The sequence below is a fragment of the Burkholderia perseverans genome, assembly GCF_022870505.1.
Classification (GTDB): domain Bacteria; phylum Pseudomonadota; class Gammaproteobacteria; order Burkholderiales; family Burkholderiaceae; genus Burkholderia; species Burkholderia plantarii.
Genome location: NZ_CP045093.1, coordinates 2,548,071 through 2,570,476 on the forward strand (window position 1 = coordinate 2,548,071; position 22,406 = coordinate 2,570,476).

At 71.4% G+C, this 22,406-nt stretch carries 22 protein-coding genes; 11 read left to right on the forward strand and 11 right to left on the reverse strand.

Annotated elements, in window-relative coordinates; genetic code table 11:
- Positions 1 to 222: 222 nt before the first annotated feature.
- The gene (locus BpN12_RS10495; RefSeq protein WP_246792476.1) at positions 223 to 918 is read left to right on the forward strand and encodes a phosphatase PAP2 family protein; all 696 of its coding nucleotides are present in this window, start codon (positions 223 to 225) and stop codon (positions 916 to 918) included.
- Between the two features lie 36 nt (positions 919 to 954).
- On the opposite strand, the gene BpN12_RS10500 is transcribed toward BpN12_RS10495, so the two are convergent.
- Positions 955 to 2,778: a CHAD domain-containing protein gene (locus BpN12_RS10500; RefSeq protein WP_246792478.1), complete on the reverse strand. Its 1,824-nt coding sequence runs from the start codon at positions 2,776 to 2,778 to the stop codon at positions 955 to 957.
- 393 nt (positions 2,779 to 3,171) lie between these two features.
- Between BpN12_RS10500 and BpN12_RS10505 the strand changes: the two genes are divergently transcribed.
- From BpN12_RS10505 to BpN12_RS10515, 3 genes are all read left to right on the forward strand, one after another.
- Entirely contained in the window at positions 3,172 to 4,101 is a 930-nt protein-coding gene (locus BpN12_RS10505; RefSeq protein WP_246792480.1) for a DMT family transporter, read from the forward strand.
- A gap of 82 nt (positions 4,102 to 4,183) precedes the next feature.
- A complete protein-coding gene (locus BpN12_RS10510) occupies positions 4,184 to 4,972 on the forward strand; it encodes a sensor histidine kinase (RefSeq protein ID WP_246792481.1) in 789 nt (262 codons plus the stop codon).
- Positions 4,973 to 5,051: 79 nt separating this feature from the next.
- Positions 5,052 to 6,392, forward strand: coding sequence for a hemolysin family protein (locus BpN12_RS10515; RefSeq protein ID WP_246792482.1), 1,341 nt, complete (start codon positions 5,052 to 5,054; stop codon positions 6,390 to 6,392).
- An 81-nt stretch (positions 6,393 to 6,473) separates the two neighbouring features.
- On the opposite strand, the gene BpN12_RS10520 is transcribed toward BpN12_RS10515, so the two are convergent.
- Positions 6,474 to 7,379, reverse strand: a complete 906-nt coding sequence (locus tag BpN12_RS10520; protein ID WP_246792483.1) for an NAD-dependent epimerase/dehydratase family protein — start codon at positions 7,377 to 7,379, stop codon at positions 6,474 to 6,476.
- Between the two features lie 103 nt (positions 7,380 to 7,482).
- Here BpN12_RS10520 and BpN12_RS10525 point away from each other — a divergent pair, with 103 nt between their 5' ends.
- Together BpN12_RS10525 and BpN12_RS10530 are read left to right on the forward strand one after the other, a co-directional pair.
- A complete protein-coding gene (locus tag BpN12_RS10525; protein ID WP_246792485.1) occupies positions 7,483 to 8,397 on the forward strand; it encodes a LysR family transcriptional regulator in 915 nt (304 codons plus the stop codon).
- Complete coding sequence (locus tag BpN12_RS10530) at positions 8,384 to 8,998, forward strand: thiamine phosphate synthase (RefSeq protein ID WP_246792487.1); 615 nt, start codon at positions 8,384 to 8,386, stop codon at positions 8,996 to 8,998. Before BpN12_RS10525 ends, BpN12_RS10530 begins: the two co-directional genes overlap by 14 nt.
- A 136-nt stretch (positions 8,999 to 9,134) precedes the next feature.
- Here BpN12_RS10530 and BpN12_RS10535 read toward each other — a convergent pair whose 3' ends face one another.
- Positions 9,135 to 10,802, reverse strand: coding sequence for a DUF3459 domain-containing protein (locus tag BpN12_RS10535; RefSeq protein WP_246792489.1), 1,668 nt, complete (start codon positions 10,800 to 10,802; stop codon positions 9,135 to 9,137).
- Positions 10,803 to 11,156: 354 nt separating this feature from the next.
- On the opposite strand from BpN12_RS10535, the gene BpN12_RS10540 reads away from it, so the two are divergent.
- The gene (locus BpN12_RS10540; RefSeq protein WP_246792491.1) at positions 11,157 to 11,909 is read left to right on the forward strand and encodes an alpha/beta fold hydrolase; all 753 of its coding nucleotides are present in this window, start codon (positions 11,157 to 11,159) and stop codon (positions 11,907 to 11,909) included.
- 54 nt (positions 11,910 to 11,963) lie between these two features.
- On the opposite strand, the gene BpN12_RS10545 is transcribed toward BpN12_RS10540, so the two are convergent.
- Positions 11,964 to 12,551 carry a VOC family protein gene (locus BpN12_RS10545; protein WP_425306256.1) on the reverse strand — a complete coding sequence of 196 codons (588 nt, stop codon included), beginning with the start codon at positions 12,549 to 12,551 and terminating at the stop codon, positions 11,964 to 11,966.
- On the opposite strand from BpN12_RS10545, the gene BpN12_RS10550 reads away from it, so the two are divergent.
- The gene (locus tag BpN12_RS10550) at positions 12,534 to 13,208 is read left to right on the forward strand and encodes a glutathione S-transferase family protein (protein ID WP_246792493.1); all 675 of its coding nucleotides are present in this window, start codon (positions 12,534 to 12,536) and stop codon (positions 13,206 to 13,208) included. The two genes, BpN12_RS10545 and BpN12_RS10550, sit on opposite strands and share 18 nt — an antisense overlap.
- Positions 13,209 to 13,268: 60 nt before the next feature.
- Here BpN12_RS10550 and BpN12_RS10555 read toward each other — a convergent pair whose 3' ends face one another.
- The 5 genes from BpN12_RS10555 to BpN12_RS10575 form a co-directional block, all read right to left on the reverse strand.
- Entirely contained in the window at positions 13,269 to 13,925 is a 657-nt protein-coding gene (locus BpN12_RS10555; protein ID WP_246792495.1) for a DUF1345 domain-containing protein, read from the reverse strand.
- 38 nt (positions 13,926 to 13,963) lie between these two features.
- Positions 13,964 to 14,665 carry an RES family NAD+ phosphorylase gene (locus tag BpN12_RS10560; protein ID WP_425306257.1) on the reverse strand — a complete coding sequence of 234 codons (702 nt, stop codon included), beginning with the start codon at positions 14,663 to 14,665 and terminating at the stop codon, positions 13,964 to 13,966.
- Complete coding sequence (locus BpN12_RS10565) at positions 14,662 to 15,084, reverse strand: MbcA/ParS/Xre antitoxin family protein (RefSeq protein ID WP_246792496.1); 423 nt, start codon at positions 15,082 to 15,084, stop codon at positions 14,662 to 14,664. Before BpN12_RS10565 ends, BpN12_RS10560 begins: the two co-directional genes overlap by 4 nt.
- A gap of 477 nt (positions 15,085 to 15,561) precedes the next feature.
- Entirely contained in the window at positions 15,562 to 16,479 is a 918-nt protein-coding gene (locus BpN12_RS10570; protein ID WP_246792498.1) for a metal-dependent hydrolase, read from the reverse strand.
- Between the two features lie 539 nt (positions 16,480 to 17,018).
- Positions 17,019 to 17,741 carry a response regulator transcription factor gene (locus BpN12_RS10575; RefSeq protein WP_246792499.1) on the reverse strand — a complete coding sequence of 241 codons (723 nt, stop codon included), beginning with the start codon at positions 17,739 to 17,741 and terminating at the stop codon, positions 17,019 to 17,021.
- Between the two features lie 308 nt (positions 17,742 to 18,049).
- Here BpN12_RS10575 and BpN12_RS10580 point away from each other — a divergent pair, with 308 nt between their 5' ends.
- Positions 18,050 to 19,924, forward strand: a complete 1,875-nt coding sequence (locus BpN12_RS10580; protein ID WP_246792501.1) for an ATP-binding protein — start codon at positions 18,050 to 18,052, stop codon at positions 19,922 to 19,924.
- The gene (locus BpN12_RS10585) at positions 19,914 to 20,654 is read left to right on the forward strand and encodes a response regulator (protein ID WP_246792503.1); all 741 of its coding nucleotides are present in this window, start codon (positions 19,914 to 19,916) and stop codon (positions 20,652 to 20,654) included. Before BpN12_RS10580 ends, BpN12_RS10585 begins: the two co-directional genes overlap by 11 nt.
- A 60-nt stretch (positions 20,655 to 20,714) precedes the next feature.
- Here BpN12_RS10585 and BpN12_RS10590 read toward each other — a convergent pair whose 3' ends face one another.
- Positions 20,715 to 21,356, reverse strand: coding sequence for a nucleoside/nucleotide kinase family protein (locus BpN12_RS10590; protein ID WP_246792504.1), 642 nt, complete (start codon positions 21,354 to 21,356; stop codon positions 20,715 to 20,717).
- Positions 21,353 to 21,736, reverse strand: coding sequence for a hypothetical protein (locus tag BpN12_RS10595; RefSeq protein WP_246792506.1), 384 nt, complete (start codon positions 21,734 to 21,736; stop codon positions 21,353 to 21,355). The genes BpN12_RS10590 and BpN12_RS10595 overlap by 4 nt, the downstream gene beginning before the upstream one ends.
- 280 nt (positions 21,737 to 22,016) lie before the next feature.
- Here BpN12_RS10595 and BpN12_RS10600 point away from each other — a divergent pair, with 280 nt between their 5' ends.
- The gene (locus BpN12_RS10600; RefSeq protein ID WP_246792509.1) at positions 22,017 to 22,358 is read left to right on the forward strand and encodes an FKBP-type peptidyl-prolyl cis-trans isomerase; all 342 of its coding nucleotides are present in this window, start codon (positions 22,017 to 22,019) and stop codon (positions 22,356 to 22,358) included.
- Positions 22,359 to 22,406: the final 48 nt, after the last annotated feature.

Sequence of the window (22,406 nt, forward strand, 5' to 3'; positions counted from 1 at the left end):
GGCTCGCAGTCGAATCGGGGCATGAACAATATGCCGCCGGGATGATTTTGTGCATTGCACAATAACATCATTTTCGAAGCTTTACCGGGGGCGCGATCATGACAGCCCGCGCGGCGAGCCCGGTATACTGCGCGGGTGACAGCCGCCTGCCGTGCGCCGTCGCCCCGCCCCGGGCGACACGCGCCGGCTCCGTTTCCCGCCCGACCTGGCCGCCGATTCCCGATGTACGACCTGCCGCTTCGCCTCTGGAACTGGATCACCTACTTCGGCAGCGCCGGCATTACGCTGCCGCTCGCCGCGACGCTGGCCGTCTGGCTCGCGCTCGGCTATTCGGCGCGCCTCGCGCTGACCTGGCTCGGCGTGCTCGGCGCGGCGGTCTCGGCGGTCGCGCTGACCAAGATCGCGTTCCTCGGCTGGGGCATCGGCATCCGCGCCTGGGATTTCACCGGCTTCAGCGGCCATTCGATGTTGTCCACCTCGGTCTATCCGGTCGCGATGCTGATCGCGCTCACGCGCGCCCATCCCGCGCTGCGTGCCACCGGCGTCGCGTTCGGACTCGCGCTCGGCGTGGCCGTTTCGCTGTCGCGCGTGGTGCTGTCGGCGCATTCGCCGTCCGAGGCGATCACCGGCTGCGTGGTGGGCGCGTTCGCGGCGCTGTCGTTCGTGCTGATCGCCTGGCGCGCGCAGCCGCATCGCTGGTCGGTGCCGGCCGTGGTGGCCAGCCTTGCGATCGTCACCATCACGCTGCACGGCATTCCGGTGCCGTCGCAGCGCTGGGTCACCCAGGTGGCGCTGAAGGTGTCGGGCCACGAGCGCCCCTACGTGCGGGCACGCTGGAAGGCGAACCCGAACTACCGGCCGATGTCGCGGCCGACCTCCGCCACGCTCGACCCGAACGCGCCGCTGCATCGCATCTGAGCGGCGGCCTCGGCCAACGGTCCAACGCCCCTTCCTTCAACGCCGCCCACCCCTCGCGCCGCGAATCTTCGGCCGCCACAGACGGCGCAGTTGCGCTTCGGCCGCGACTGCCGCGTAGCGCTGCGCCGCCGCGCCGTAGCCGCGCGCGAAACCGAGCTGCTCGGGCGGCGCGGACAAGCGTTCGAGATGATGCAGCGCGACCTGCGCGTCGTTCGCGTCGCCAAGCGTGCCCTGCACGCGCGATACGCGCTTGACGAGCTTCTCGCGCGTGCTGCGCGAGGTGATCGAGGCGAAGAACTCGAGTGCGTAGCGCAACCGCTTCGCGTCGATGCGCACGTGATGGCGCTCGGCCGGATCGATGCTGGTCAGCTTCGGCGCGCCGTAGAGCCGCGCGAACAAGCGGTCGACGCGCTTCGCCGCGTGCCGCCTCAGCGAACGGCGCTGCTTGCGCGTGGCGTCGTCGTCGGAGCCCAGCGACAGCACGCAGAGCCATTCGATCCAGCCGAGCACGAGCCGCGCGTAGCGCGACGACGCCACCGCCTGCCGCAGCTCGCCGCGCGCGACGTCGCGCTGCCGCGCCGCGGCATCGAGCGTCGCGGCCCAGCCCGGCGCCCCGGCGATGTCGGTATCGGCCTCGGCCAGCCCGGGCAGCGTTTCGCTGACGCAGACATCCCAGTCGCGCACCACGCCCAGCTGCGTGCCGAGCCACTTCATGTCGGCCGCGAACGCGTCGCGATAGGTCTCGTCGGTGAAATCCTTGAACAGCCGCATCAGCGTGCGCAGGCGGCGCAGCGCGACGCGCATCTGATGGACGTATTCGGGATCGTTGCTGTCGCGCACGCCGGCATCGTTGCCGAGCCATTGCGCGGCCACGTTCGTGCCGAGCACGAACAGCGCCTCGCGCTGCGTATGCAGCCTGCCGAGTTCGATCGAGGCCGCGTAGCTCGGGCCGTCGTCGTGATCGGGCAGGCGGCCGGCGCAGGCCAGATCGACGAGCGAAGCCGGCTTCAGGAACGCCGGCCCCGCCCCGCTCAGCTCGCGCGCTGCGTCGAACAGCGCGTGCAGCGCGGCGATGCGGCCGGCGGCATCGCCGGGATCGGCCACCGCGAGACGCAGCTCGCAGTGGCGGCCGGCGCCGGCGGCGGTGCGCCAGGTCAGGTCGTCGAGCGTCAGTTCGACGGGCGCGCGATCCTCGCGCTGCCAGCGGCCGCGGCGGCGTTCGCATTCGAAGCTGAAGGACGCGCGCGCGGGAGCGGCGGCAGGTCCGGCGGATGGCGTGGGTGAAAATTCGGCCGGCGCGTCGCCGGCTTCGATCGCGGCGGGAACGGCCTGCGCCGCCTCGGCTTCGGCGCGCCCGGCCATCACAGCCGCCGCTACGGGCGTGCGGCCGGCTTCGTCGGCCGGCGCGCCCGGTGCCTCGATCTCGTAACCGTGGACCGCACCTTGCGCCAGCGCACGACGTATCCGGCTCGCCAGTTCATCTTCCTTGTGATCGTCCGCGCCATCGCCGCCGGCTCGAGCCTCGGCGGTGCCGCTCGACGGCAGGTCGAGCCGATCGCGCACCGCCACGCCCGGCGCGAACGCCGTCGCGCGCACGACCATCGTCGCCTCCCCCGAGGCACCCGCTTCGTGCCACGCGAGCCAGCCGGCCGCGGCCGGCACCGCGTCGGCCAGCGCGAGCGGGCGGATCGTCAGGCGTTCGTGCCCGCGCTTCATCCGCACCGGCGGACAGATCCGCCAAGCGCGCACCAGCTCCGCGCCGAAGTCGCGCACCGCGCGAGCCGCGCCGCGCCTCCGGGAAGCCGGCACGCCGCCGCCCGGCAGCGGCAGCCCGAGCACGATTTCGAGGACACGCGTCATGTCACCTCCATTCGCCAGCCCGCCCGTCACACCCGTGCAACCGCCGGCGGCCATCGATGCCATCCATGGTACACGGCATGCGCCGGCGCGCCCGCCCGCGCGCCGCGTGCCATGTGGGCCCGTCAAGCCGCGGCGGGCACGAAGCGCGGGCCCGGTGGCGCGACGCCGGACGCGACCCCGGGGAAGCCGGCGCGGGCCCGGTCAGCCGACGCGCGGCCCGGCGCCGGGCGCCTCGGAAAGCCGCCGCGGGACACGGCGATCGCGTCGCCCGGCCAGCCGCGCCCGCTCGCCCGAACCGCTGCGGCCGATACCCTTGCGCCGGTTCACGGCGGCGCTCGCCGCGCGGGCATACACTGTCGCGCTGTCCTTTCCCTTTCCATTCCGGGTTTTCCGATGACGCCTGCCGCCCGCCAACACCTCCGCGCGAACCTGCTGATGCTCGGCGCCGCCGCGATCTGGGGCTCGGCCTTCGTCGCGCAGCGGCTCAGCCTGGCCGTGATCGGCCCGTTCCTCTACACCGGCCTGCGCTTCCTGCTCGGCGCGCTGGTGCTGGTGCCGCTGCTGCTCGCGAGGGCGCCGGCACGCGCGGCGCTCGTCGCGCTCGTGCGGCGTCCGGCCGGGCTTGCTCCGGGGCTGCTGCTCGGCACGCTGCTGGCCGTGTCGATCTCGCTGCAGCAGATCGGCCTGCAATACACGAAGATCGCCAATGCCGGCTTCATCAGTTCGCTCTACGTCGTGCTGGTGCCGCTGATCGGCGTGCTGCTGCGGCACCGGGCCGGCTTCGGCACCTGGTCCGGCGCGACGCTGGCGGCCGTCGGCCTCTATTTCCTCAGCGTCGACGAGCATGTCACGGTGATGGTCGGCGACGGCTTCCAGCTCGCCTGCGCGGCGCTGATCGCGGTCCACGTGATTGCGGTGGGCCATTTCGCGCGGCGCCACGACCCGCTCGTGCTGGCGTTCCAGCAGTTCGCGGTCTGCGGCCTGCTGTGCGGCGCGCTCGGCCTCGGCATCGAGACGCTCGACGCGGCCACGCTGCGGCACGCGCTGCCCACGCTGCTCTATGGCGGCCTGCTGTCGGTGGGCGTCGGCTATACGCTGCAGGTGGTCGCGCAGCGCAACGCGGCGCCCGCGCATGCGGCCGTGATCTTCAGCATGGAAGGCGTGTTCGCGGCGATCGCCGGCTGGGCCGCGCTCGGCGAGACGCTGGCGCCGCGCGCGCTGGCCGGCTGCGCGCTGATGCTGGCCGGCCTGCTCGCCTGCCAGTTGCTGCCGAACCGCGCAGACCGCGCCGCCGCGCGCGAAGGCCCGCAACTGCCGGCCTGACGGCGGCTCGCGTCGGACCGCGCGACGGCTCGCCATCCGGTCCCTATAATGGCGGTTCCACCACCCTCCTCACGTCCGCCTCGTGACCCTGTCCCACGACGATCCCGCCGCCGCCCTGCTGCGCGAGCGCGCCGCCCGCTACGTCACGGAAAACGCGCTGTTCGCGCGCGAGCAGGCGCTGTCGGTCGCCTCGCACGATCTGCGCAGCCCGCTCAACGCGATGCACAGCTGGGCCTACGTGCTCGAACGCCAGCTGCCGCCCGGCGACGCGGCGCTGCAACGCGCGCTCGACGGCATCCGGATCGGCATCGAACAGCAGACGAAGCTGATCGGCGCGGCGCTCGACGCACCGCGCGCCGATACGCGCACGCTCGCGCTCGCCCATCAAGGCTGCGCGCTGGCGCCGCTCGTCGACGAGGTCGCGGCGCTCGCGCGCGTGGCGCTCGGCGAGGCGCGCGGCATCGACGTCGTGACCGCGCTGGAAGCGGCGCCCGACGCGTCGCTGAACGCCGATCGCGAGCGGCTCGCGCAGACGCTGTGGTCGATGACGGTGTTCGCGATCGAGGCCGGCGCGCCCGGCGCGGCCGTCACGCTCGCCTGCGATGCGCGGCGCGCGGCCGACACGGTCAGTTTCGAGGCCAGCTTCACGCCGGAGCCGGCCGCGCTGGTCGAGCCCTCGCTGCCGCACGCGCTCGACAGCGGCGCGCGGCGCGAGGCGCTGCTCGAACGCGACGCGCGCCGCCCGCCCTGGGCGCTCGCGCTCTGCCATCGCGTCGCGCTCGCGCACGGCGGCAGCTTCACGCCGCCCGTGCTCGAAGCCGGCAGCGCCGCGCGCATCGTGCTGACGCTGCCGCGCACGGCCTCCGCATGAGGATTTTTCCGAACGGCGAACTTTACGTTCGCCTTTCCGCCTCTATACTGACGCTTCCCTTATTTCCGGAGTTGTTGCGTTGATACAGATCATCGCGCTGATCGGCGCGTTGCTGCTGGTAGCCCTGAACGGATTTTTCGTCGCCGCCGAGTTCGGTCTGGTCAAGCTGCGCGCGACGCGCGTGAAGACGCTGGCCCGTCAGCACGGCGTGCGCGGCCGCATCCTGCGCATCGTGCATGCACGGCTCGACGCCTACCTGTCGGCCTGCCAGCTCGGCATCACGCTCGCCTCGCTCGGCCTCGGCTGGATCGGCGAGCCGGCCTTCGCCGAGATCCTCTCGCCGCTGCTCGACGCGCTCGGCATCCGCTCCGCCGAGCTGGTCCACGGCATTTCGCTGGTGTTCGCGTTCTCGGTGATCTCGTTCCTGCACATCGTGGTGGGCGAACTCGCGCCGAAATCGATGGCGATCCGCCAGCCCGAGCAGGTCGGCCTGTGGCTCGCGCTGCCGCTCTATGCGTTCTACTGGGTGATGTATCCGGCGATCTGGGTGCTCAACACGAGCGCCAACGCGGTGCTGCGCATCGTCGGCCTGACGGCCGACCACGGCGGCGATTCGCACTACTCCACCGACGAGCTGAAGCTGATCCTGCGCAGCCGCCGCAATGCGGCGAGCACCTCGAAGGCGCCGATCGCCGCCTACAGCCGCGACGAGTGGAACACGCTCGCGCATTCGCTCGATTTCACCTCGATGACGGTCTCGGACCTGATGCGCCCGGCCAACGAGATGGTCGGCCTGCGCCGCGACCTGCCGCTCGTCGACAACATGGAGGTGGTCGCGCGCCACCGCTTCAGCCGCTATCCGCTGTTCACCGACGCCTCGCGCGAGCACGTGTCCGGCCTGATCCACCTGAAGGACCTGCTGCTCGCGCGCCACGCGGGCGCCGCGCTCGAGGACCTGTCCGACTACGTGCGCCCGGTGCAGTACGTGAAGCCCGACATGCCCGCGCTCGAACTGTTCCGGCGCTTTCGCAAGGGCGCGCCGCATTTCGCGCTGGTCGGCAACAAGCACGAGAAGCCGATCGGCTTCCTCACGCTCGACAACCTGCTCGGCGCGCTGGTGGGCCAGATCCACGACGAATTCCGCCAGGGCGACGCCGACTGGGCGCGCCTCGACGACGGCACGCTGATGGGAAAGGGCAGCCTGCCCGTGGTGTCGCTCGAACAGGCGCTCGGCATCGACATCGACGAAGGCCGCGCCGAATCGGTGGGCGGCCTCGTGATCCAGGCGCTCAGCGACCTGCCCGCCGAGGGCCAGCGCGTGTCGTTCGAGCGCTTCGACGTGGTAGTCAAGAAGATGAACGGGCCGCGCATCGTGCTGGTGCGCGTCTATCCGAAGGCGTTCAAGGAAGCCGACGAGTAGGCGCGGCGCGGCATTCACGCCTGCTGGTCCCCTGATGCCCGCGCGCGGCGGCAAGGCCATCGCGTACGGGCGTTGTTTCCCTCAGGCGCCGCGCACCATCTCGCCCGTGATCCAGTCGATCACCGACGCGTGCTTCGGCTGCCAGCCGAGCAGGCGCCGGGCGCGCTCGCCGCGCACGCGGCTGTTCGAACCGAGCCCGTAGTTCGCCATCTCGTAGCCCCATTCCGCCTCGGCCTCGGCGAGCGGCCAGTCCTCGGCCGCGCCGAGCCCCATCGCGGTCGCGATCGCGGCCGACATGTCGCGAAACGCGGCCTCGCCGTTCTCGATGAAGTAGAACGTGCCTTCGGCCGGCGTGCGTTCGAGCGCGAGCCGGTAGACCTCGACCACGTCGTCGATATGGACGTTCGACCAGATGTTGCGGCCCGGGCCGACGTGGCGCACCACGCCGCTCTTTTGCGCCTGCCGCACCAGCCGCGGCAGCTGCACGCTCTCGCGCGGCAGCCCGCGACCATGGCCGTAGATCAGCGTGTTGCAAAGCACGGCCGGGCGAATCCCCGCCTGCGCGGCGCCCAGCACGAGCCGGTCGATCGCCACGCGCGGCGCCTTGTCGGCGGTCGGCTCGGGCAACGCGTCCTCGTGGTAGACCTGCTCGCCGGCTTCGCCGCCCGACGCGTCGCCGACGATGCTCGATCCGCTCGTATGCAGCAGCACCTTGCCGGAATCGCGCAGGCCCTCGATCAGCGCCTCGACCGCGCCGCGATGGTCGCTGTCGGCCGCGTTGATCACGGCGTCGGCCGCCTGCGCCTCGCGCACCAGCAGCGCGCGGTCGTCGAGCGAGCCGACGCACGGCTCGACGCCGATCGCGCGCAGTTCCGCGGCCTGCTGCTCGCGCCGCACCAGCCCGACCACGCGATGCCCGTCGGCGGCGAGCCCCGCCGCGATCGATCCGCCGATGAAACCGCCCGCTCCCGTGATGAAGATCTTCATGCTGGACTCCTTGTCCGATTCGTTGCGTGACGGCCAGTGTGAGGGCGGACGGGGCGCGCAAAAACCGTGTTAGGCTCAAGTCATTCTTGAATCCGGGTCAATAATGAAGACGTCGACCGAAGAGTTGCAGACCTTCGTCGCGATCATCGACAGCGGCTCGATCACGGCCGCCGCCGAGCAGCTCGGGCAGACCGTGTCGGGCGTGAGCCGCGCGCTGAACCGCCTCGAGCGCAAGCTCGGCGTGACGCTGCTGCGCCGCACGACGCGCAGCTCGCAGCTGACCGACGAGGGCGAACTGCTGCTGGCCCGTGCGCGCGACATCCTGCAATCGGTGGAGGAAGCGGAAACGGCGGTCTCGCTCGGCCGCGTCAAGCCGGCCGGCAAGCTGCGCGTGGACGCGGCCACGCCGTTCATGCTGCATGCGATCGTCCCGCATCTGCCGGTGTTCACGGCGCGCTACCCCGACATCGAACTCGAACTGACCAACAACGAGCGGTTCGTCGACCTGATCGAGCAGCGCATCGACATCGCGATCCGGATCGGCGCGCTGCCCGATTCGACGCTGCATGCGCGCCCGCTCGGTTCGAGCCCGCTGCACGTGCTGGCGAGCCCCGCCTATCTGGCCGCCCACGGCACGCCGCGCAGCGTGGCCGACCTGGCCGCGCACCGGCTGCTCGGCTTCAGCGATATCGAGGCGCTGAACCGCTGGCCGCTGCGCCGGCACGCGGGCGACGGCGGCAAGCGAGACGACGACGGCGCGGGCCTGACGATCGATCCCGCGCATACGGCCTCCAGCGGCGAGACGCTGCGGCATCTCGGGCTTGCGGGGGTCGGCATCGTCTGCCTGTCCGATTTCATGACGGCGGCCGACATCGCCGAGGGGCGGCTCGTGCCGCTGCTCGCCGAGCTGATGACGGACTACCGGCAGCCCGTCAACGCCGTCTACTACCGGCACGCAGCGCTGACGGGCCGCGTGCAGGGTTTCCTCGATTTCCTGAGCCAGCATGTGCGGCTCTGAACCTCTGCCGATCATGCCCGCGCTGCCGCCGTTCTACCTGATCACGCCCGAGCCGGCCTCGGACGCGCGCGCCGATCTCGACGCGTTCGTCGCGCGGCTCGATGCGGCGTTCGCGACCGGCATCGCGCTCGTGCAGCTGCGCGTGAAGACGTTCGATGCCGACCGTTATGCGGCGCTCGCGGCGCGCGTGATCGGCCGCGCTCGGGCAGCCGGCGCGCGCGTGATCTGCAATGGTCCGGTCGCGCCGGAGGCGGCGCGCGCGCTCGGCGCCGCCGGCATCCATCTCGGCCACGCGGCGCTCGTCGCCGCCGCGGCGCGGCCGGCGGCAGCCGGCCTGCTGCTGTCGGCCGCCTGCCACGATCGCGAATCGCTGCGGCATGCGGACCGGATCGGCGCCGATCTCGCCACGCTGTCGCCGGTGAAACCGACGCTGTCGCATCCGGGCGCGCCGGTGCTGGGCTGGGCGCGCTTCGCCGAGTGCGTGGCCGGCACGCGGCTGGCCGTCTATGCGCTCGGCGGCATGACGCGCGACGACCTGCCGATCGCGCGCATGCATGGCGCGCACGGCATCGCGGGCATCCGGGGAATGGTGGAGGGATAAGGCGCGGCAGCGGGGCGGAGTGGATCATTCGTCATGCTGATTGAAGCTGACCCGATCACATCCCGGCGCACAAACCGCCAGCCTTCGAACTGAAGCACCGTCGCCGCGCCCGTCGAGCGCGACGGCGGACTATCGCTCAGGCATCGAACGCCGCCGCGCCGGTACCGGCGCTGGCGCCGGCTTGCGGCCGGTATCGCGCGCCGTGCGACAGCGCATAGCGATTGACGTCGCCCGTGACCCAGGCGACGAGCGAGAACGGCGGCAGCTCGCCGAACAGCACGCGATCGCGCGCGCGCGGCGGCGTCTCGAACACGATCGTCCCGCCCGGCAGCCGGTCGAACGCCAGCGGCTCCGGTGACAGGTTCAGCGCGAGGCTCAGCACCTCGCCGTCGCCGAGCCGCCAGACGGCCACCAGCGCATCGGCCTCGCCGCCGTCGGCCACGCGCAGCAGATCCGCCGATTGCGGCCGCGAATCGATCAGGCGCGGCGCGATCAGCTTCGCGCGCACGGCCAGCGCCGACTGCACGAAGCGCCGGCTGGCCGCGTCGGGCGCCGCCTCGTCGAACACGAGCGGAATCTGCGGCGTGAGCAGCGACAGCGCAAGCGCCGCGAGCCCGGCCTCGCGCGTCGCCGCGGTAGGCCGGCTGGCACCGTCGGACAGCACCAGCGAAGTCATCGGCAGGCCGCCGTCCCAGCCGCCGCCGGCCTCGCCGCCGCCCGGGCGCTGATAGGCCGAGCCGTCGGCCGTCAGCGCGCGGGCCAGCGTATGGATGGTCTGGCGCGTCGAGATCGCCTCGCGATACGGATAGGCGGCGCGGCCCGTCAGCCGGTGCAGCGCGCGCTCGCCGCATTCGTTCCACTGCGCGTCGAAGTGCGTGTCGGCGAGATGCGAGGGATTGCGCTCGCTGCCGAGCACCAGATGCACGAGCCGTTCGCTCGGCACCGCCGCGCGCACGCGGTCGGCGATCTCGCGCAGGCCCGCGTTGCCGATCCGCTCGGCCGCGCGCAGCCGCAGGCCGTCGCAGCGATATTCCTCGATCCAGTACAACGCGTTGTCGCAGAAGAAGTCGCAGACCTCGGGATGGTCGAGCGCGAGCGGCGCGTGATGCGGGTCGTCGCGCATCTGGAAGAACGGCGCAGCGTAGCGGCGCAGCGCCTCGCTGCCGCCGCCGAAGCGCGCGTAATCGAGATCGAGCAGCACCGCGAGGCCGAGTCCGTGCGCGTCGTCGATCAGCGCCTTCAGCGCGTTCGGGCCGCCGTAGGCGGCGATCGGCGCGAACGGCAGGCTGTCCTGCGCGGGGTCCGTCGAGGCCAGCAGTTCCAGCGCGGTCACGCCGAGCCGCGCGAGCTGCGGCAGGCGGCGGCGCACCTGCTCGTAGCCGCCGATCGCGTCGGGCCGGATCGCATAGAGCGCGATCTCCTCCCAGGGCCGCCCGCACCACGATGTGTTGCGCCACACGAACGCGCGCGGGTCGATCACCTCGCTCGCCGCCTCGATGCCGTCGGGCTGCGAGCGCGAGGCGGGATCGGGAATCACGAGCGCCGCGTCGAGCCGGTAGCGGTAGCGCGTGCCCGGCCCGCACTCGACGAAGGTCTCGAACCAGCCGGCGCCGGCATGCGCCATCTCGATGGCCGGCTCGGCCGCGCCGTCCACGCCGAACTCGAGCCGTACTTCGGCGCTGGCCGGTGCCCACAGACGGAAATGGGTGCGCAGCGTGGCCGCGGCGGCGCTGCACGGCTGCGCGCCGAACGCGAGGCAGTGCGTGTAGCGATGTGAGTAAGGATCGAGCGGGCAATCGGACATCGGTGCGCTCCTTGTCGGGTCTCGGGTCGGAGGCATGGCCGGCACTCGCAAACGTCGTGCCGGGCGCTAGGGATAACCAGTATGCGCCGAATCATCTGGCGGTGCGAGTGTCGGACACCGCTTTTAAATACGTCTCGACCCCGGCCTGCGAGCACCACGCAAAGCACACCACGGGCGCCAACAACGGCTTTGCTCGATGGCGCGCCACGCTTCGGCGCTCGTGAAACCCGCGCCTTGCATCGCGCCGCCGCCACCGCGATCGGCGCTGCGTGCGATCACACATCACGCCGGATCGTGCTATCCGCGAGGCATGGTTTTCGCTACGATGGCTGCCCGTCCTTTCGGTGCGCGTCCATGTCCGACTCCCCCCGCATCCTGCTCGTCCACGGCTTGACCGGCCATCTGCACGCGCCCGCGCTGCTCGAGGCGCTGCAGCCCGCCACCGTCGTCGCGCCCGATCTGCTCGGCTACGGCGCCTGCACCGATGTCGATCCCGTCTCGATCACGCTCGCCGCGCAGGTCGACGTGCTGCGCGAGGCGATCGACGAGGCCGCGGGGCCGGCCGATCGCTGGCTCGTCGTCGGGCATTCGGTGGGCGGCGCGATCGCGCATCTGTTCGCGGCGAAGTATCCCGACCGCGTCGAGGCCGTGGTCAGCGTCGAGGGCAACTTCACGCTCGACGACGCGTTCTGGTCGCAGCGCCTCGCCTCGATGCCGCTCAAGGAAATCGAGGCGCAGCTGCAGCGCGACCTCGCCGATCCGGCCGGGTGGCTCGCGCGCGCCGGGCTGCGCACCGACCCCGCGCTGATCGCCGCGGCGGCCGACCAGCTCGCGTTCCAGCCCGCCAGCACCTTGCAGCGCGTGGCCATCTCGGTGGTCGAGACGACCGGCGCGCCGGCCTACCTGCAACGCGTCGCCGGCTGGCTCGACAAGGTGCCGCTGCATCTGCTCGCGGGCGAACGCTCGGCGCGCGACTGGCACGTGCCGGACTGGCTGCGCCCGCGCGCGAAAAGCGATCGCACGCTGGCGGGCCGCGGCCATCTGATGATGCTCGAGGATCCGCGCCAGTTCGCGAACGCGATCCTCGACATCGCGCTGGCGCGCTGACGCGCCGCCCGGGCGCTAGATGGGTTCGACGGGTTCGACGGCGCCCGTGCATCCTCAGGCGCGGGTGTCGTCCGCCTGCATCAGCTGGAACACGTTGCCCTCGGGATCGGTGCCGTCGCAGAGCCGGTAGCGGAAGCCGTCGTAGCGCCTGATCGCGCGCATCGGGACGCCGGCCCGCACCAGCGCGGCATGACGTGCCTCGATGCCGTCGTCGACGCGGAACACGAACTTCGCGTTCGATCCGGCGCCGGCCGCGCCGCCGGCGGCATGCCGGTACGGCTCGCCGACCCGATGCAGCGCGAGTTCGATCCCGCCGGCATCGAGCACGACCCATTCGTCGTCGATGACCTCGATCGTCGGCAGTCCAAAGTGCGTTTGGTAGAAAACCTTCAACCGGGTCACGTCGTGCGTGTATAGAATCACCCGGATCATCGGAAGCGGCATCGGCAGGTCTCGCTGTGGTGGGTGCGCCAACGGCTTGGGTAGCTCGCGCGGTGAACGGTTCACCGGCAGGATACCCGCTGCGCCGCGCCGCCTGCCGTTCGCCGCGATCACTGCCGCCCGCGGCGAGCGCCGATGCGAACGCCGCTCCCGCCCCCCACCGTCCCGTTCACCGACAGGCCCATGCTGACCGTCCACCATCTCAACAATTCCCGCTCGCAGCGCGTGCTGTGGCTGCTCGAGGAACTCGGCGTGCCCTACGAACTGAAGCGCTACGAACGCGATCCGAAGACGATGCTCGCGCCGCCCGCGCTGCGCGACGTGCATCCGCTCGGCAAGTCGCCGGTGCTGACCGACGACGGCGAGACCCTCGCCGAATCGGGCGCGATCATCGAATACCTGCTCGAACGCTACGACACCGGTTCGCGCTTCGCCCCCGCGCCCGGCACGCCCGAGCGGCGGCGCTTCAGCTACTGGCTGCACTACGCGGAAGGCTCGGCGATGCCGCCGCTGCTGCTCAAGCTGGTGGCGATGCGGATCGCCCAGGCGCCGATGCCGTTCTTCGCGAAGCCGATCGCGCGCAAGATCGCGGCGACGCTGCAGTCGAGCTTCGTCGATCCGCAGCTGAGGCTGCATCTCGGCTATATCGAGGAATCGCTGCGCGCCACGGGCTGGTTCGTCGGCGACGCGTTCAGCGCCGCCGACGTGCAGATGAGCTTCCCGCTGGAGGCGGCCGCCTCGCGCGCCGACACCGTCGCGCAGCTGCCGGCGATCCGCGCGTTCCTCGAGCGGATCCATGCGCGGCCGGCCTACCATCGCGCGCTGGCGCGCGGCGGCCCCTACGACATGGGGCACTGAGGCGAACACGGCAGGCGGGAGGCGGGAGGCGCGGCGCGGCGGCGGCGCGGAAAAGAAGCGCTAGCTGCCGAGCAGCCCCGCCGCGACGTTGATCGACAGGCCGAGCACGGCCATGTTGAAGTAGAACGACAGGATCGACTGCGCGAGCCCCGCGCGCCGGATCGAGCGGTTGTTCAGCATCACGTCCGAGGTCTGCGAGGCCACCGCGATGGTGAACGAGAAATAGAGGAAATCCCAGTAATCGGGCGTGAGATCGCGATCGGGGAACTGCAGCGCGCGCGCCTCCTTCGGCGACTGGTAGTAGAGCCGCGCGTAATGCAGCGTGAAGATGGTCGGGATCAGGAACCACGCGCCGAACAGCGTCGCGCCCGTCACCGCGTAATGCTCGAGGCCGGCGCGCAGCGCGAGGCTCTTCGCGCTCGCCAGCTCGACGGCGATCGCCGCCACGCTCGCCACCGTCGCGAGGCAGACGACCGTCAGCACCGTGGTCGCGCTCTCGTCCTCACGCACCGCGATCTCGCGCACCGTGTCGTAATGCGCGCGCGACATCTGCAGCCACATCATCGCCAGATACAGCCACACCGCGATGTCCCAGCCCACCAGCGCGCGCGCGAACGGATGATGCAGGCCCGGCACGACGCAGGCGACCGCCACGCCGATCACGAGCGCGATCCACATCCGCGGGCGATTGCGCAGCAACATCGGGAGATTCTTCATCGAGCGCTCCGAAAGTAAGAAGACCGCGGCCGGCCCGGTCAGCCGATCTGGTTCAGTTCGAACACGGCATCGATCGCCGTGCCGTTCCAGCTGTATTCGAGATAAGCCGCGTGATGACAATCGCGCAGCATCGAGGTGCGGAACGCGGCGAGGCAGTCGCCGCCCGGATCGCGCACCGACGGATAGGCGAGCCCGGCGAAGCCGGCGCCGCGCACCATGCGGCCGAACGCCTGCCCGGCCGAATAGTCGACCGGGTCGAGCAGCGCCGGATCGCGGCCGGGCCAGTCGCGGATGTCGGCTGCCTCGCCCTGCGCCTGCACGGTGTAGAGCCGCATCTGCTGGCGCATCGGCGCCTCGCGCGTGGCGGCGAGGAACAGGCCCGTGTGGTGGCGCGTCTCGGCGATCGCGGTCTGGCGCGAGCGCGCGCAGTAGAACACGCCGTAGCTGCCGTCGGAAAAGCGGCTGCCCTGCGGGTTCAGATGCGTGAAGGCGGCCATGATCGGGCCGTAGCCGGGGCCGAAGCGGCGCTCGCCGGCGGGTACCAGGTCGAGATGGCCGACCTCGGCGCGCACGCGGTCGTTGGTCATCGCCTCGAGCGCGTAGAGCGCCTCGAAATCGTCAGCCGACGCGACGCGGTCGAACAGGTTGATGGCGGGAAAACGGGTGGGAATCACACGATAGGCGGGCGCCCAGTCGAGCCTCGAGACGGGCCAGCGGGTCGAGCAATCGGCTGAAGTCACGCCCAGCCCCCCCGCACCGCGTCCAGATACTGCCGCACCGCGAGCAGGTCGCCGACGTTGCCGGCCAGCATGCGGTCGAGCGCGCGGCCGCCGTTGAACGGCGCGGCCTGGTTCGGCCGCTTGAGCCAGCCGTCCGCGGCCTCGGGCGGCAGCAGGATCTGCAGCGCCTTGTAGATGCCGAGCACGAGCGACAGGCGCTCCAGCGTGTCGCGCGCGAGCCGCGCCGTCTGCGGCGAGGCCTTCCATTTGAAGAAGGTCGAGCGGCCCGGCGAGCCGAGCAGCACGATCTGCTCCTCGGTCGACAGATCCCAGTCGTGGGCGATGTTGAAGAACGCGCGCAGGCCGGCGGCGGACATCTGCGCGGGCGTGACGTCCGGCTGCGGCGCGGACGGAAGCGGGGTCGGTGCGGGTCGAGACATGGCCGTTAGTCTCAAAGTGAATTGACTAACAAGATTAGTCCATTTTCGGATGATTGCAAGGGACCGATGCCGGTGAATTGACGCGCGCGGCTGTGTAAGAGCGCCACACGTAGGTGGGGGCGGTCGGTGCACGATATGGGGCCAGTTTCGTGCACACAACCAAAACACGGCGGTGCGCGCGCCGATCAAATCGGGGCATATGGTCGGATCGCGCGGCGGCGCGATTCCGCTTGTCGGGCCCCGGCGGTCGGGAAAACGAAAACGGCGGCGACACTCGCCGTGTCGCCGCCGTTCGGTTCGGCGTCGCCCTCGCCTGCCCGGTGCTTTTTCAACCGTAATCGACCGGCTCGGGCGCGGTCGCACCTCGACCGGCCGGGCCGCCCACGCGGCATGGCACGCCAGGGCGTCGAACCGTAGCAAGCCACCGGCTCGAACCGATTCAGCCGCTCAGACCACGCCGCGATCGCTTCGGCCGCCTCAAGCCGTGCCGAACCGCCGCCGCACCGCCGGCACCGACGGCTCGGCCCACGCGGCCTGCCGCGCCTCGTTCTCGGCCACCAGCTGCGCGACCTTCGCCAGATGATGGCGATTGTCGTGATCCCACGGATGGAAATCGGGCCGGAAAAAGCTCAACCACTCGCGCGCGATGCGCGGAAACACGCCGTGGCGCGGGCCGTACAGGAAGCGAATCACGCGCCCCATGCCGCGCACGCGCTGGTCGGCGGTGCGGTCCGAGCGGATCAGCCGCGTGTGGATCAGGAACACCGTGGGCCAGAACGTCAGCGTGGTCAGCAGGTAGGTGCCGATGCGGATCAGGTAGCGCTTCGGCCCCGGCGCCATCACCGTGTTCCAGACGTCGAACGACACCGCCTTGTGCTCGGTTTCCTCCAGCGCGTGCCAGATCCACATCTGCCGGTAGCCGTCCTCGGCGCCGTCGAGCCGCGACGGATCGTCGAGCAGCAGCCCGGCCAGCATCGCCGTGTAATGCTCGGCGGCCACCGTGTGGGCGAGCTGCATCGAATGCGGCATCACCCGCTTCATCCAGCCGAGCACCTTCCAGACGCGCTGGTCGAGCTTGCGCGCCGGCAGCCGGTTGGCCTGCAGCATCTCGTTGTATTCCACGTGCTCGCGCGTATGCATCGCCTCCTGGCCGATGAAGCCCAGCACCTGCTGTTTGAGCACGGGATCGTCGATGCGGTCGCGGTAATTGCGCACCGAATCCATGAAGAAGCGCTCGCCGGCCGGAAACAGCAGCGACAGCGCATTGAAGAAGTGCGTGACGGCCGGCCCCTGGCCGTGCCAATCCTTGGCGCGCTCGACCGGCAGCGGAAAACGCAGGTCGCGACGCACGGGCATGATGCCGGCCGCGACGGCGGCGGCGGACGAATCGGACATCGTCGAAGCTCCTTGCGGCACGCGGCGCGTCGCGCCGGCCGGGCGGGTGGCCCGGGTCGCGGGACGGATCGCGCGCCAAATCGATTACATTGAACGATGTAAAGATACGGCGATTCGTCGCAGACGTGCAAGTCCCGGCTTAGTGGCGGGCTTCCAAACGGCGCGTGCCGCGCGGCGGCCCGCCGGGCTTGAGCGGCAGGTCCGGCTTGAAACCGGCAAGGTCCGAGGAATCGTTGTCGGCCGGGTGGCGTGCCGTGAAAAAATCGGTGGGGGCGGCAAAAATACAACGCCTGGCTTATGCGGTCGAACGCCGGACAGCCTGGCCGTGCGCGCGATCGGGCCGGTTTGCCCGCCGCGAACTCGCGCGACGCGCGCCGGACACGCGAGGGCCGCCGCCGAACGCCGCGGCTCGCCTCGCTCGCGCGAAACCGGCGCGGCGGGCCGCCTCCCCGTCCGCACGGCCCCAGCCATCGGCGCGGCCGCCGCCCGGCGTCTGCCGACGCGGCCCCGGCCGCGGTACCGCGCCGGCGCGCCGCCGCTCAGGCCGCCGCGGCCTCGCCCTCGACGGGCGGCACGAAGATATAGCCGCGCCCGCGCATCGTCTGGATATGGCGCGGCCGGTCGCGATCGTCCTCGATCAGCGCGCGCAGCCGGAACACCAGCACGTCGAGGCCGCGCTCGGAGCGCGATTCGTCGCCGACCTGCAGCAGGCCCAGCAGCGTCGAGCGCGACAGCACCTGCAGCGGATGGCTCACGAACGCCTTCAGCAGCGCGAATTCGCTGGGCCGCAGCCCCAGGTCGCGGCCGTGCTTCCTGGCCCGCCGGCCGGCGAAATCGATCTCGATCGGCCCGATCGTGCGCGGCGGCGGCACCACCATCACGCCCGCCGAAGGGCCGACCGGCCGGTGCAGGATGGTGCGGATCCGCGTCGACAGTTCGAGCAGGTTCACGGGTTCGGCCAGATAGTCGTCGGCGCCGAATTCGAGCGCGACCACCTTGTCGCTGACGTCGGGTTCGTCGCCGATCATCACCACCGGCATCGTGTAGCCGGCCGCGCGCAGCTGGCGCAGCGCGGCGTAGGCGTCGGGGATCACCGGCCCGGCGCGCATCACGATCGCCGACGGGCACTCGCGCTGCACGCGCTCGACCAGGGTGGTCGCCGAATACCAGACGGACATCTCCATCCGGTGCTTGCTGAAATGCGTGCGCATGGCGTCGCGCACGGCTTCGTTCGACTCGATGACGAGAACGTTGATACTCATGGACGATCCGTTTTTATCAATGGCGTCGAGGCGGATTTCAAAGGCGAGACGGCGTCCGGGGCGCCGCTGCCGCGCGACGCCGTCCGGGACGTGGCGCGAGCGGTTCGAGACTAAATCCGGAATGCGCATCAAAAATGGGGGAATTGAGGAGAAAATATGGAATCGGCCGCCGCGCCGCCGCATGCCGCGCGCAAAAGACGGACAATCCGCGGCTGACCACGATGGCGCGCGGCCAGCTTTCGCCTGCCGGCCCGGGCCGGCCGCACCGCCGCGCCACCGCCCGCCATCGCTCGCCTCGCCCATCCAGCATGAAAGTCGGACTCACGTCGAAACTGTTCCTCGCGATCCTCGTCACCTGCATCGCCGTCGCGCTGGCGATGAGCGCCGCGATGCGCTACAGCTTCGAGAGCGGCTTCGGCCGCTACCTCGTGGGGCGCGACGACGAGCTGGTGGATCGCGTGACGAAGGCGCTCGAACACGATTACGCGGAACACGGCAACTGGGCGTTCGTCACCGACCGGCCCGACGCATGGCAGACCTTCATGCGCTCGGTCGCGCCGATCTTCCCGCGCGCGGCGAGCGGCGCCGAGCATGGCGACGAATGGGATCCGGCGGGCTGGGGCGGCCTCGCGCCCGACGGCCGCCACGGCCCGCGCTGGCCCGGCGACGGGTTCGCCGCGCCGGACAGCGGCGGCGGCGCGGGCTGGCCCGGCGCGCCGGAAGGAGCGCCTCGCGCTGCCAGCCGAAACGGAGAGCGTTTCGGCGACCCAGACGGCAATCGAAACGGCGGCACGCGCGGCGGTGCAAGCGGCGACCCGAGCGGCGGCAATAACGGCAAGCAAAACGGCAGCGGCAATGACGGCGGCCAGCGCGGCACGCCGCCCCATGCCGACACCGGCGACAACGCCCGAGGCGCCGCCCGCCAAGCCCCAGCCTCGACGGACAACACGCCCTGGCCACCCGGCGCCCGCCCCGCCTGGATGGACGGCGAGCCCCGCGAGCCGCACGACGCCCCCTGGCCGCCCGGCGCCCCCGCCTTCGCCAGCGGCGCCGTCCCGCGCGGCTGGCACGGCGGCCCGCCCGGCTTCCGGCATCCGCCGCCGATCGCGCTCTACGACGCCGCCCGGCACCGCATCGCCGGCTATCCGCCGCCGCCCGACACGCCGCTGCACGCGCTGCGCGCGAACGGCGCGGTGGTCGGCTGGCTCGCCGTCGCGAAGCCGGGCGGCTTCTTCTACGAGGCCGACCGGCGCTTCCAGACCCAGCAGCTGCGCGCCACCTGGCTGATCGCGATCGCGGCCGTGCTGCTCTCGGCGCTGGTCGCGATCGTGCTGGCGCGGCGCATCCTCGCGCCGGTCCGGCGCATCGTCCACGCCACCCACGAGCTGGCCGACGGCCACTACGCGGTGCGCGTGCCCGAGCACGGCGGCGACGAGCTGAGCCGGCTCGCGGCCGACTTCAACCGGCTCGCGGCCGCGCTGGCGGCGGCCGAGCGCGCGCGCCGCGACTTCTTCGCCGACATCTCGCACGAGCTGCGCACGCCGCTGGCGGTGCTGCGCGGCGAGCTGGAAGCGCTCGAGGACGGCGTGCGCCGCCCCGACGCGGCCACCTTCGCCTCGCTGCAGGCCGAGATCGCGCTGCTCAGCAAGCTGATCGACGACCTGCACGAGCTGTCGCTGGCCGACATCGGCGCGCTCTCGTTCGAGATGATTCCGGTCGACATCGCACGGGTGGCCGAGATCACGGCCGAATCGTTCGCCGAGCGCTTCGGCGCGAAGCGGATCGCGCTCGACGCGCGGATCCCGCGCGAGCCGGTGCCGATCTCGGGCGACCCGCACCGGCTCGCGCAGCTGCTGCAGAATCTGCTGGAAAACGCGCTGCGCTACACCGACCCGGGCGGCCAGGTGCGGATCACGGTGGAGGCCGACGGCGAGCAGACCCGTATCGGCGTGCTCGACTCGCATCCGGGCGTGCCCGACGCGATGCTGCCGCGCGTGTTCGACCGGCTGTTCCGCGTGGACGTCTCGCGCAGCCGGCAGAGCGGCGGCTCGGGCCTGGGCCTCGCGCTCTGCAAGCACATCGTCGAAGCGCACGGCGGCAGCATCGCCGCGCGCCGTTCGCCGCTCGGCGGCCTCTGGATCCTGATGCGGTTCCCCACCCTGAAGCCGGACCATGAACACTGATCATCACGGCCCGTCGATCCTGATCGTCGAGGACGAGCCGAAGCTCTCCGCGCTGCTCGCGGACTACCTGCATGCGGAAGGCTATGCCACCGCGATCGTCGCGGACGGCCGCGAGGTGGTGCCGCACGTGCGCGCCCACGCGCCGGCGCTGGTGCTGCTCGACCTGATGCTGCCCGGGCGCGGCGGCCTGGACATCTGCCGCGAGCTGTGCACCTTCTCGACCACGCCGGTGATCATCCTGACCGCGCGCGTGGACGAGATCGACCGGCTGCTCGGCCTCGAACTCGGCGCCGACGACTACGTCTGCAAGCCGTTCAGCCCGCGCGAGGTGGTGGCGCGCGTGAAGGCGATCCTGCGCCGCATCGACAACGCGGCGAAGCCGAAGCCCGGCGAGCCGGCGGCGGCGCCGTTCGAGATCGATCCGGACCATCACGTCGCGCGGCTCGACGGCCGCAACCTGCACCTGACGCCGGTGGAGCTGCGCCTGCTCGCGCTGCTGGTGGACAACCCGGGGCGCATCTATTCGCGCGACTTCCTGCTGCGGCGGCTCTACGACGACCATCGCGTGGTGACCGACCGCACCGTGGACAGCCACGTGAAGAACCTGCGGCGCAAGCTGCAGGCGGTGCGACCCGAGCGCGACTTCATCCGCTCGATCTACGGCGTCGGCTATCAGTTCGAACTGGAAGGGGAAACGGACGAGGCGGCGCGGCGCGCGCCGGGGCGCTGACGGCGCCGTCCCGGCGCGAGAAACCTCACGCGGAACCGCAACCGGAACCGCGCCGCATCGCTAACCGTTGACGACGCGAAAATCGGCCGGCACCGAGCCGCCGAGCACGAGATCGACGTTCGGCAGATCGTTGCCGTCGAGCTTGGCGAGGATCGCCGCCTCGTCCATCCCGTAGCCCTGCCAGCGCGCGGCGAGCCGCTCGACCAGCACCGCGCGCGGCACCGCGAGCATCACGGTGGTGTCGAACGCGGCGCGCAGCGGCGCCCAGGCGGCATCGTCGAGCAGCAGGTAGTTGCCCTCCACCACCACCACGCGCGCCGCGGCCGGCACGATCGCCGCGCCCGCGCGCGCGATCTCGATCTCGCGGTCGAACACCGGCACGGCGATCTCGTGGCCGTCGTCGGCGGAGAGCCGCGCGAGCATCGCGGCCAGGCCGTCGACGTCGAACGTATGCGGCGCGCCCTTGTGCGCGCGCTGGCCGCGCGCGTTCAGCACGCGATCGTCGTAGTGGAAGCCGTCCATCGCCAGCAGCGCCGCGTGGCCGGGCGCGCCGTCGTTGAGCGCCGCCACCAGCCGCGCGGCGAACGTGCTCTTGCCGGCGCCGGGCGGCCCCGCCACGGCCACCAGCCGGCGCCCGCCCGGCACCGCGTCGCGCAGCCGCGCGAGCAGCGCCTCGAACCCGATCTCGCGCGTCGCGCTCATGGCAGGCGGCTGCGCTCGGCCTGCCGCAGCGCCTCCTGCGCGGACTTCAGCTGGGCGCGCGTGTAGAGCAGCGCGTGCGAGGCCGGATCGCGCCCGTCTTCCCGGAGATTGCGCCAGATCGCGAGGATCCCCTCGAGCGGCTGCCCGACCACGCGCGACGAGAAGCGCTCGAACGTGATCGGCCCCGTGCTGCCCGAGCCCAGGTAGCCGCGATGCGAATCGCCGCCATGGAAATAGCCGGGATGCGCACCGGTTTCGCGTATCGCCGTCATCACGTCGGATTCCTCGAGGTTCATGGGACAGGGGGCCAGGTGGACTTTCCGGTTCGGCCGGCCGCTCCGCTCGCGCAGCTCGACGCCTTGCGAGGCGGTGCTCGGCACGTTCGACGCGTAGCGGCGACCACTTCGAGGCCGAGCATGATGCCGTCGCGCATGGCGGTCCCGGCGACCCGACCGAGGATCTCCACGGGCATCGCCACGCCGGCCGCCGTGGTCGGTACGAAGCGCTTCTGGAACGCGGCATAGAGAATACCGCAGACGCGGCACGCGCCGCATTCGAACGCCCCGCCCGCGCATGTCGGCGGGCACGCCAACCGAAGCCGCGACGCCCGCGCCCGGCTCCCCTACAATGGCGGTTTTCCGTTCAACTCAGGAGTTGCAGATGACCGTCGTCACCACCGATTCGGGCCTCAAGTATGAAGAACTGACCGAAGGCACGGGCGCCGAGGCCAAGGCCGGCCAGTCCGTCACCGTCCACTACACGGGCTGGCTGACCGACGGCCAGAAGTTCGATTCGAGCAAGGACCGCAACGACCCGTTCGTGTTCGTGCTGGGCGGCGGCATGGTCATCAAGGGCTGGGACGAAGGCGTCCAGGGCATGAAGGTGGGCGGCACGCGCCGCCTGACGATCCCGGCCGAGCTCGGCTACGGCGTGCGCGGCGCGGGCGGCGTGATTCCGCCGAACGCCACGCTGGTGTTCGAAGTCGAGCTGCTGGCCGTCTGAGGCCGGCGCACCGGTCCGTTCCTCGCGCTTTGTAGCCGCCACGCCACC